This is a genomic window from Cupriavidus sp. FW305-27 (assembly GCF_058787995.1).
The window spans coordinates 58,763-69,268 of the sequence record NZ_JBYTAG010000039.1 but is presented as its reverse complement, the minus strand read 5'-3'; the positions used below and the strand labels follow the sequence as shown (position 1 = coordinate 69,268).

6 protein-coding genes are annotated in these 10,506 nt (G+C 67.0%); 5 read left to right on the top strand and 1 reads right to left on the bottom strand.

Annotated features, from left to right (window positions below; translation table 11 throughout):
- Nucleotides 1-126: 126 nt before the first annotated feature.
- Nucleotides 127-1,983, bottom strand: coding sequence for a phosphoenolpyruvate carboxykinase (GTP) (locus tag AC3WRI_RS19480; protein ID WP_492293840.1), 1,857 nt, complete (start codon nt 1,981-1,983; stop codon nt 127-129).
- A gap of 461 nt (nt 1,984-2,444) precedes the next feature.
- Here AC3WRI_RS19480 and AC3WRI_RS19475 point away from each other — a divergent pair, with 461 nt between their 5' ends.
- From AC3WRI_RS19475 to AC3WRI_RS19455, 5 genes are all read left to right on the top strand, one after another.
- Nucleotides 2,445-3,470, top strand: coding sequence for a D-2-hydroxyacid dehydrogenase family protein (locus AC3WRI_RS19475; RefSeq protein WP_010811338.1), 1,026 nt, complete (start codon nt 2,445-2,447; stop codon nt 3,468-3,470).
- A gap of 227 nt (nt 3,471-3,697) precedes the next feature.
- The gene (locus AC3WRI_RS19470) at nt 3,698-4,870 is read left to right on the top strand and encodes an MFS transporter (protein WP_492293838.1); all 1,173 of its coding nucleotides are present in this window, start codon (nt 3,698-3,700) and stop codon (nt 4,868-4,870) included.
- A 165-nt stretch (nt 4,871-5,035) separates the two neighbouring features.
- Nucleotides 5,036-5,674, top strand: coding sequence for an MOSC domain-containing protein (locus AC3WRI_RS19465; RefSeq protein WP_011616272.1), 639 nt, complete (start codon nt 5,036-5,038; stop codon nt 5,672-5,674).
- Between the two features lie 260 nt (nt 5,675-5,934).
- On the top strand, nt 5,935-7,173 hold the full coding sequence (locus AC3WRI_RS19460; protein ID WP_010811341.1) for an efflux RND transporter periplasmic adaptor subunit: 1,239 nt from the start codon (nt 5,935-5,937) through the stop codon (nt 7,171-7,173).
- A 3-nt stretch (nt 7,174-7,176) separates the two neighbouring features.
- Nucleotides 7,177-10,374 (top strand): efflux RND transporter permease subunit, encoded by a 3,198-nt coding sequence (locus AC3WRI_RS19455; protein WP_011616273.1) that lies wholly within the window; start codon nt 7,177-7,179, stop codon nt 10,372-10,374.
- The last annotated feature ends 132 nt before the right edge of the window (nt 10,375-10,506 follow it).

The window sequence follows — 10,506 nt, the reverse complement described above, 5'->3', positions numbered from 1 at the left end:
CGCGGGGGGGGCGGGGTTGGTGAAGTACGCAGTGGAGACGCTGGGGGATAGCGAGGCGGGATAAAAAAACGCCCGTCTCGGCAGAGACGGGCGTCTTTATTGCGAACTGCGCGAACCGTGGCGCGATCAGCCTTCCAGCCGCTTGCCCAGCGCCGCCCGCACATCCGCCAGCGCCTGCGGCAGCCGATGCCGCAGCTTGGTGAACAACTCATCATGCAGCACCAGCTCCTGCTGCCACGCTTCACGGTCGATTGAAGTCACCTGCGCGAACTGCGCCGGTGTGAAGTCAACGCCATTCCAGTTCAAGTCCTGGTAGCGCGGGGTAGTGCCGAACATATGCTCGGCGGCTTGCCCCTTGCCTTCCACGCGGTCGATCATCCACGACAGCACGCGCATGTTCTCGCCGAAGCCTGGCCACACGAAGTTGCCGTCGGCGTCCTTGCGGAACCAGTTGACGCAGTAAATCCTCGGCAGTTTCGCGCCCGCGGCTTCCAGCTTCTTGCCGAGTTCGAGCCAGTGGCCGAAGTAATCACTCATGTTGTAGCCGCAGAACGGCAGCATGGCGAACGGGTCGCGGCGCACCACGCCCTGCTGGCCGGCGGCCGCGGCGGTGGTTTCCGAACCCATGGTGGCGGCCATGTAGACGCCTTCGGTCCAGTTGCGGGCCTCGGTCACCAGCGGCACGGTGGTCGAGCGGCGGCCGCCGAAGATAAACGCATCAATGGGTACGCCGGCCGGGTTGTCCCAGTTGTCGTCGATCGACGGGCACTGCGATGCCGGCGCGGTGAAGCGGGCGTTCGGGTGCGCAGCCTTGGCGCCGGTGGCCTTGGCGATTTCCGGGGTCCAGTCCTTGCCCTGCCAGTCGATCAGGTGCGCCGGCGCTTCCTTGGTCATGCCTTCCCACCACACGTCGCCGTCGTCGGTCAGCGCCACGTTGGTGAAGATGACGTTTTCCTTCAGCGTCGCCATCGCGTTGTAGTTGGTCTTCTCGCTGGTGCCCGGGGCCACGCCGAAGTAGCCGGCTTCCGGGTTGATCGCGTACAGGCGGCCGTCCTGGCCCGGCTTGATCCAGGCGATGTCGTCGCCGATGGTGGTGACCTTCCAGCCCTCGAAGCCCTTGGGCGGGATCAGCATGGCGAAGTTGGTCTTGCCGCAGGCCGACGGGAACGCGGCGGCGACGTGGTATTTCTTGCCCTCGGGCGAGGTCACGCCAAGGATCAGCATGTGCTCGGCCAGCCAGCCTTCATCGCGGCCCATGGTCGATGCAATGCGCAGTGCAAAGCACTTCTTGCCCAGCAGCGCGTTGCCGCCGTAGCCGGAGCCGAACGACCAGATCTCGCGCGTTTCCGGGAAATGGACGATGTACTTGGTCGGATTGCACGGCCAGGCCACGTCCTGCTCGCCGGCGGCCAGCGGCTTGCCCACGGTGTGCACGCACGGCACGAACTCGCCGTTGGTGCCCAGCACGTCGTACACGGCGCGGCCCATGCGCGTCATGATGCGCATATTGACCGCCACATACGGCGAATCGGACAGTTCCACGCCAATATGGGCGATCGGCGAACCCAGCGGGCCCATCGAGAACGGCACCACATACAGCGTGCGGCCGCGCATGCAGCCGTCGAACAGGCCGTTCAGCGTCTGGCGCATCTCGGCGGGTGCGGTCCAGTTGTTGGTGGGGCCGGCGTCTTCCTGCTTTTCAGAGCAGATAAAGGTGCGATCTTCCACCCGCGCCACGTCCGAGGGGTCCGACAGTGCCAGGAAGGAATTCTTGCGCTTGGCCGGGTTCAGCCGCTTCATGGTGCCGGCGGCGACCATCTGCTCGCACAGGCGGTCGTATTCTTCCTGGGAGCCGTCGCACCAATGGATATTGTCAGGCTTGGTCAGGGCGGCGATTTCCGCGACCCAGGCCACCAGCTTGGGGTGCTTGACCCAGGCCGGCGCATTGACGGGCGCCGTACCTTGCATCGTGGGGTGGTTCATACTGCAGACTCCAGATTCGTAAAGGGAAGGAAGGGAAGGAATCCTTGCAAAGCCTGGCCAGCGGGCAGATGGGGCCGTCACACGCCCGGAGTGATGGTCACACTCGGATCGACACATCCCGTTACAACTCCGCGGCGGCCCCGTTTATGCAAAAGGTCGCGGCGGTCCCTGCGGCTGCGCTACAGTTGCGCTTCGCGCGCGCAGGGGTGGCTGCGCGGGCTGGCCGGACTTTGCCCGGGTGCGATCGCGTGGCGGGAGCAATGCTCGACCGACAATCCGCAGCGGCACCGGAACGGGCAAGGATACCACTGGCGCACCCCCCTGTTTTTTGCTATGCAACAATCGCCGCCACCGGCCGGCGCGGGTTTTTCGATATTTCTCAACAATACTGTTGGCCGGCGCGCTGCTCGGTGGCCGCGCGCACCAACCGGCACAAGACCGTTAGATAACCAGAGTTGCCGATGAAGATTGCCGTACTCGACGATTACCAGGATGCCGTGCGCAAGCTGCCTTGCTTCAGTTTGCTGGAGGGGCACGACGTCAAGGTGTTCAACAACACCGTCAAGGGCGTGGGCCAGCTGGCCGCACGCCTGTCAGACGTCGAAGCCGTGGTTCTGATCCGCGAACGCACACGCATCACCCGGCAACTGCTGGAAAAACTGCCCAAACTGAAGTTGATCAGCCAGACCGGCAAGGTCGGCGCCGGCCCCGGCAGCCATATCGACCTGGATGCCGCCACCGACCGTGGCGTGGCAGTGCTCGAGGGCGTGGGTTCGCCAGTTGCGCCGGCGGAGCTGACCTGGGCGCTGATCATGGCGGCACAGCGGCGCATTCCCCAATACGTCGCCAGCCTGAAGCATGGCGCCTGGCAGCAATCGGGGCTGAAATCGACGACGATGCCGCCCAATTTCGGCCTTGGGCAGGTGCTGCGCGGCCAGACGCTGGGGATCTGGGGCTACGGCAAGATCGGCCGGCTGCTGGCTGGCTACGGCCGCGCCTTTGGCATGAAGGTGCTGGTCTGGGGCCGCGAGGCGTCGCTCGAAGGCGCCCGTGCCGACGGGCTGGGCGTGGCCGAATCTAAGGAGCAGTTGTTTGCCGACAGCGATGTGCTGTCGATGCACCTGCGCCTGAATGACGACACCCGCGGCATCGTCAAGATGACTGACCTGACCCGGATGAAGCCCACGGCGCTGTTCGTCAACACCAGCCGTGCCGAACTGCTGGAAGAGAACGCGCTGGTCACCGCGCTGAACCGGGGCCGCCCGGGCATGGCGGCCATCGACGTGTTCGAGTCCGAGCCGATCCTGCAGGGCCACGCGCTGCTGCGCATGGAAAACTGCATCTGCACGCCGCACCTGGGCTATGTTGAGCGCGACAGCTACGAGCTGTACTTCCGCACCGCGTTCCAGAACATCCTGGACGTGCTGGCCGGCAACCATGACTGCATCGTCAACCCGAAGGCGCTGGCGCCGGTGCTGACGCGCTGAGTCACCAGCGGCCGGATTGCCTCCGGACGGCCCGCCCCCGACACCCCTGTTCCGCCATGCGGGACAGGGGTGTTTCACATCTGGCCGGGCATTTCCTCCGGGAAACGCGAATTCCACGAAACCGCTACACTCGGGACTTCCCTTACCGCCCGGCCTGCCACGGCCCGCGGCAGCCCAGACAACAACAAGGCGCCCCCCTGCGCTAATCCACAATTCCCAAGGCCGGCATGGACCCCAGGCTAGTGACGCTCTGCGTCGGCAACTTCGTCATTGGCACCGGTGCGATGATCATTACCGGCATGTTGAACGACATTGCCGGCGATTTCGGGCTGGGCGCGGCCAGCGCCGGGCAGCTGATCTCGGTGTTTGCGCTGGCCACCTGCATCGGCGCCCCGCTGTTTGCCACGCTGGGCTCGCGCATCGACCGCCGTCTGCTGCTGGCCGGGTCGCTGCTGGTCTATGGGGTGATGCACCTGGCCGCCGCGTTTGCGCCCAGCTTTGCGGCGCTGATGGCGATCCGCTTCCTGACCGCGATCGGCGCGGCCATCTATACGCCCCAGACCGCCGCCACGCTGCCGCTGCTGGTCAACGCGCAGACGCGCGGGCGCGCCATCAGCTTTGTGTTTCTTGGCTGGAGCATTGCCAGCGTGGTGGGCGTGCCGCTGGGCACGTGGATTTCCAGCACGCTGGGCTGGCGCGTCAGCATGGCGCTGGTCGGGGCCCTGGCGCTGCTGGTGTCGGCGGCGGTCTGGCGCGCGCTGCCGCGCGGGCTGAAGGTGCCGCCGGCCGGGCGCGAGGCCTGGGGCGCGGTGCTGCGCCACAAGCCGATCATGCTGGTGGTGCTGACCACCATGATCTCGTCGGCGGGCATGTTCACCGTGTTCACCTATATCGCCCCACTGATGCGCGACGTTTACGGCATCAGCGGTGGCGCGCTCAGCCTGATGTTCCTGGCCTACGGCGCCTGCGGCGTGTTCGGCAATGCCATGGCGGCGTCGCGCATGGACCGGGTCACGCCCAGCCGGATCGTGCAGGTCACGCTGCTGACCTCGATCACGGCCATGGTGCTGTGGCCGCTGGCCGGGTTGGGCAGCGTTGCGCTGGTGTTGCTGTTCATGCTGTGGGGCGCGGGCGGGTTTGCCACCAACAGCGCGCAGCAGGCGCGGCTGGTGCTGCTGGCGCCGGAGCGTGCATCGGTGTCGATCTCGCTCAATTCCTCGTCGATCTACCTGGGCCAGGCCGCCGGCGCCATGGCCGGGGCTGCCATCTACACACTGGCCGGCGCCGATACGCTGCACTGGGGCGCGGCGGCGCTGATGCTGGTGGCGCTGGCGGTATCGCAACGCGCCCGGGCGCTGGGCTGCCAGTGGCAGCGGCCGCAGGCGGCGCAGCAGGTGTGATGCAAGGCTGAAACCAGAGGCGGCTCCCCGCCGCCGGCTTCCTTGTGAGGGACCGCACCAAGCACTTGTCCACAGTGTTATCCGCCCCGTTATCCTCAGGCATATCCGCAGCTTATCCACAACCCTTTCCACAGCCAGAAGGGTAACCACGAAGCGGGGGCGCACGTGAGCGAATCCAGACCTCGGCCGGGCCTTGCGCGCGTGCTGGCGGTAAGCCTGGGCAAGGCCATCCCGCTGGTGGTCGCGGGGGCTGGCACCGAGGCGGTGGTGCTGTCGGGCATTCGCAAGCACCCTGTCAGTACCCTGCTGCACCCGTTGCGGGTACAGGTGCAGCCGCTGGGCCTGGCCGGCGACGAACAGGGTGACCTGACCGTGCACGGCGGCCTGGACAAGGCGGTCTACGCCTATCCCTTCGAGCACTACCCGTGGTGGAACGCGCGCCGCCGCGCGTGCGGGCAGCCTGAGTCAGGCCCGCCGTTGCCGTTTGGCGCCATCGGCGAGAACCTGACCCTGGAGGGGCTGCTTGAATCCCAACTCTGGATCGGCGACCTCGTGCGCGTGGGCACGGCCCTGCTGCGGGTGGAGTCGCCGCGCAAGCCCTGCTACAAGTTCAATGCCGCGCTGGGCTACCGCCACGCGGTGCGCGACATGATCCAGAGCGGCTACTCCGGGGTCTACCTCAGCGTGGTGCTGAAGGGAGAAGTGCGCGCCGGCGATGTCGTGGTTGTGCAGGCCGGGCCACGCGAACTGTCGGTCGACAGCGTCAATCAGTGGCGCCGCGATGGCCGGCGGCAGCTTTTCTGATAATGTTTGTCTAACCATACAAGCGCCCCGCTAAACACATCTCCGGCCTCCCCTGTGGCCCGGACGGCGTTTGCCGGTGCCGGGCATTACCAGACCCTTGCAACCCTGTAACGGACTGTAATACGCGGCGCTGGCTCCGGCGGGCGAAGCGCGGTACTAGTAGAGTCTTTGCGCGACGCGCACCGGCAACATCTGGGCACAACCAGCCGGGCGATTACGGGGAGTGGCGCGAAGACGCGGTGCAGAGGGTCCACACAAATATGAAATCTGACAGGATCGACCAGCCCAAGGGTTTCGTCGACAGCAACTGGAGGGCGGCCACCGGAACCGGGCGCGGCCGCGTATCGCCGTGGGCGGTGGTGGCCGTGGTGCTGGTCATTGCCGGCCTGGGCTGGTTTGCCTGGCGTACCTGGTTTGCGCCCAAGCCCGCGCCCAAGGCGCCGGCCGCCGTGGTGGTGTCCACCGCGCGCGTGCAGCAGGGCGACGTGCCGCTGCAGGTCACGGCCAACGGCAATGTCACCGCGCTGTCCACGGTCGAGGTGCGCCCGCAGGTGTCCAGCACCGTGCGCACCGTCCATATCAAGGAAGGCCAGACCGTCAGGCCGGGCGACCTGCTGTTCTCGCTCGATACCCGCATGGACGAGGCCAACCTGGCCAAGGCTCAGGCCCAGTTGCTGCGCGACCAGGCCGACCTGGCCGATGCCCGGCGCACGCTCGCGCGCAGCCAGGAGCTGCTGCAGCGCAACTTCATCTCCAGGAGCGCGGTCGACACCGCCCAGGCCAAGGTGGATGGCTTTGCCGCCACCGTGCGCGCCGACCAGGCCGCGATCGAAGCCAGCCGCGTGGCGGTCAGCTACGGCGCCATCCGCGCCACCATCAGCGGCCGCACCGGCGTGATCAACGCCTTCCCGGGTTCGCTGGTGCTGCCCAACAGCACCCAGCCGATGGTCATCATCGCCCAGGTGCAGCCGATTGCCGTCACCTTCAGCCTGCCCGAGCGGCAGCTGGGCGCGCTGCGCGAGGCGCTGCACGCCGGCCCGGTGCAGGTCACCGCGCTGCCCAACGACGGCAGCAAGACCCCGGTGACCGGCAGGATCACCTTTGTGGATAACACCGTCGATCCGCAGTACGGCACCATCCGCGTCAAGGCGCAGTTCGACAATGAGGAGCAGCGGCTGTGGCCGGGCACCTATGCCAACGTCAACGCCGTGGTGCAGACCCTGAAGGGCGCGCTGTCGGTGCCGCCGCAGGCGGTGGTGACCGGCCCCGAAGGCCGCTTTGTCTATGTGGTCCAGCCCGACAGCAAGGTGGCGCGCGTGCCGGTGCAGGTGGTGACCACCACTGCCGCCGCCGCCGTGGTCGAGGGGGTGCAACCCGGCGCCCGCGTAGTCGTGGAAGGCATGCAGAACCTGCGCCCCGGCGCGCTGGTGCGCGAGGCCCCGGCCGCCGGCGCCTCGGCCGCCGCCGCCCGTCCGGCCCCTGCCACCGCGGGGCACTGAGCCATGACGCTGTCTGAACTCTGCATCCGCCGTCCGGTGATGACGGTGCTGCTGTGCCTGGCGGTGGTGGTCGCCGGCATCGTGCTGTATCCGACCATCCCGATCGCGGCGCTGCCCAGCTTCAACTCGCCGGTGATCCAGGTCACCGCCACGCTGCCCGGCGCCAGCCCGGAGACCATGGCGGCGTCGGTGGCCACGCAACTGGAGAAGCAGTTCGCGACCATCCCCGGCGTGACGGTGATCAGCTCGCAGAACACGCTCGGCAACTCCAGCATCACCATCGAATTCAACAACGACCGCAATATCGACGACGCGGCCGTCGACGTGCAGGCGGCACTGTTCCGCGCCCAGCGTTCGCTGCCGATCGAGATGACGGTGCCGCCGTCGTACCGCAAGGTCAACCCGGCCGACGCGCCGGTGCTGCTGCTGGCGATCAACTCGCCGGCGATGAGCCTGGCCGACCTCAATGCCTTTGGCGACAACCTGATCTCGCCCACGCTGGCCACGCTGCCGGGGGTGGCGCAGGTGCAGATCTTCGGGCAGAAGCGCTTTGCCGTGCGCGTGCGCGCCCACCCCGATGCGCTCGCCGCGCGCGGCCTGACGCTGGACGAGCTGGCCACGGCGCTCAATCGCGCCAACGCCAACACGCCGGTGGGCACGCTCGACAGCGCGCGCCAGACCCTGACCATCCAGGCCAACCGGCAGCTGACCAGCGCCGACGCCTTCCGCAACATCATCGTCGCCAGCCAGCCCAGCGGCGCGCTGGTGCGGCTCTCTGACGTGGCCGAGGTCGAGGACAGCGTCGAGACCATCAAGACCGGCAGCTGGCTCAACAACGAGCGCTCGATTGTGCTGGCCGTGCTGCGCCAGCCCGACGCCAACACCGTGGCAGTGGTCGATGCGATCAACGCCGCCCTGCCCCGCCTGATCCAGCAGATGCCGGGCTCGGTCAATGTGTCGGTGGTCAACGACCGCTCGCGCTCGATCCGCGAATCGATCCACGACGTGCAGTTCACGCTGGCGCTGACGGTGGCGCTGGTGGTGATGGTGATCTTCCTGTTCCTGCGCCGCGCCGCCGCCACGCTGATCCCCACGGTGTCGCTGCCGATCTCGCTGATCGGCACGGTGGCGCTGATGAAGGCCTTCGGCTACAGCCTGGACAACGTCTCGCTGCTGGCCATCACCCTGGCGGTGGGCCTGGTGGTGGACGACGCCATCGTTATGCTCGAGAACATCGTGCGCCATATCGAGGAAGGCGTGGCGCCGCTGAAGGCCGCGCTGGTGGGTTCGCGCGAGATGGGCTTCACCATCCTGTCGATCTCGATCTCGCTGGTGGCGGTGTTTATCCCGATCTTCTTCATGCCGGGCGTGATCGGGCTGTTGTTCCATGAATTTGCCGCGGTGGTGTCGCTGGCGATCCTGGTATCGGCGCTGGTGTCGCTGACGCTGATCCCGATGCTGTGCGCGCGCTTCCTGTCGGCCGAGAACGTGCCGGTGGATGAATCGCACCATGCCTACGGCGACCACGCGTCGGCGCAGCCCGACATCGTGCAGAAGCAGACCTTCGGCATGCGCTCCACGCAGTGGTTCGAGAACCTGTTCGAGTTCACGCTGCACCGCTATGCGCGCGGGCTGGACTGGTGCCTGGCGCACCGCCGCACCGTGTTGGCGGTCGCGGGCCTGACCTTCGTGCTGACCGCGGTGCTGTTCGTCACCATTCCCAAGGGCTTCTTCCCCGAAGAGGACATCGGCCAGATCCGCGTCAACGCCGAAGGCCCGCAGGACATCTCCTTCGACGCCATGGCGGAACGCCTGCGCGACGCCGCCGAGCGCATGCGCGCCAACCCCGCGGTCAAGAGCATCGTGGTCGCCATCGGCGGCGGCCCGTCGCCCGCCATCAACACCGGGCGCATGTTTGTCGAACTGAAGCCGCGCGGCGAGCGCGAAGCGATGCCGAAGGTGATCGAGTCGCTGCGGCGCGATGTTGCCGGTGTGCCGGGCCTGGCGGTGTACTTTGCGCCGGTGCAGAACCTGCAGCTGGGCGGGCGCCAGAGCAAGAGCCGCTACCAGTACACATTGCAGAGCGTGAAGGCCGGCCAGCTGCAGGACTCGTCCGACCAGCTGATGGCAAAGATGCGCGCCGATCCGATCTTCCGCGACGTCACCAGCGATTCGCAGCAGTCCGGGCTGGAGGCGCACCTGTCGATCGACCGCGACAAGGCCAATGCGCTGGGTGTGCAGATGCAGGACGTGCGCACCGCGCTGTACTCGGCCTTCGGCGAGCGGCAGGTGTCGACCATCTATACGCCGATCGACAACTACTACGTGATCCTGCAGGCGGCCGATGTCGACCGCACCGACGAGAGCGCGTTCTCCAAGCTCTATGTGCGCAGCAAGACCGGCCAGATGGTGCCGGTCTCAGCCTTCGCCACCACCGAGCGCCGGGTCGGGCCAATCTCCGTCAACCACCAGGGGCAGCTGCCTTCGGTGACGGTGTCGTTCAACCTGGCGCCGGGCGCGGCGCTGGGCGATGCTTCGGCACGCATCGACCGCTACCGGCAGGAGATCGCCATGCCCAGCTCGATCTTCACCAGCTGGGGCGGCGACGCGGCGGTGTTCCAGTCGTCGCAGGCGACGCAGATCGTGCTGCTGGTGGCAGCCATCGCGGTGATCTACACGCTGCTGGGCGTGCTGTATGAAAGCTATATTCATCCGCTGACGATCCTGGCGGGTTTGCCTTCGGCGGCGGTGGGCGCGTTGCTGACGCTGTTCATCTTCAATGTCGAGCTGTCGCTGATTGCCGTGATCGGCGTGCTGATGCTGATCGGCATCGTCAAGAAGAACGCGATCATGATGATCGACTTCGCGCTGGCCGCGCAGCGCGAACAAGGGATGACGCCGGCGAAGGCGATCCGGCAGGCGTGCCTGCTGCGCTTCCGGCCGATCATGATGACGACCTTCGCCGCGGTGATGGGTGCGCTGCCGCTGGCGCTCGGCTTAGGCGCCGGTGCCGAGTTGCGCCAGCCGCTGGGCCTGGCCGTGGTCGGCGGCCTGCTGTTCTCGCAGGTGATCACGCTGTTTATCACGCCGGTGATCTACCTCGCGCTGGACCGGTTCTCCGGGACGGGGCCGTTGCAGATTGATTCTGAAGGCACCAAGCTGCCGGACAAGGCTCCGGGCGAGACCGTGCACCAGCGCTGAGGCACCGGCAGACAAGAGGAGGCCGCAGCATTGCTGCGGGCTCTTTGCTTTCGAGGTGCCGGCCAGGGTCGGACATCAGCGACATGTAGTGGCTGCGCGCGCCATCCGCCTGAAAGCGGGCGCGGCTACGTG

What these genes read in the sequence shown, in the direction of transcription:
- AC3WRI_RS19460 (WP_010811341.1), top strand. Translation starts at nt 5,935, where the DNA reads ATGAAATCTGACAGGATCGACCAGCCCAAGGGTTTCGTCGACAGCAAC.
- AC3WRI_RS19455 (WP_011616273.1), top strand. Translation starts at nt 7,177, where the DNA reads ATGACGCTGTCTGAACTCTGCATCCGCCGTCCGGTGATGACGGTGCTG.
- AC3WRI_RS19475 (WP_010811338.1), top strand. Translation starts at nt 2,445, where the DNA reads ATGAAGATTGCCGTACTCGACGATTACCAGGATGCCGTGCGCAAGCTG.
- AC3WRI_RS19470 (WP_492293838.1), top strand. Translation starts at nt 3,698, where the DNA reads ATGGACCCCAGGCTAGTGACGCTCTGCGTCGGCAACTTCGTCATTGGC.
- AC3WRI_RS19480 (WP_492293840.1), bottom strand. Translation starts at nt 1,983, where the DNA reads ATGAACCACCCCACGATGCAAGGTACGGCGCCCGTCAATGCGCCGGCC.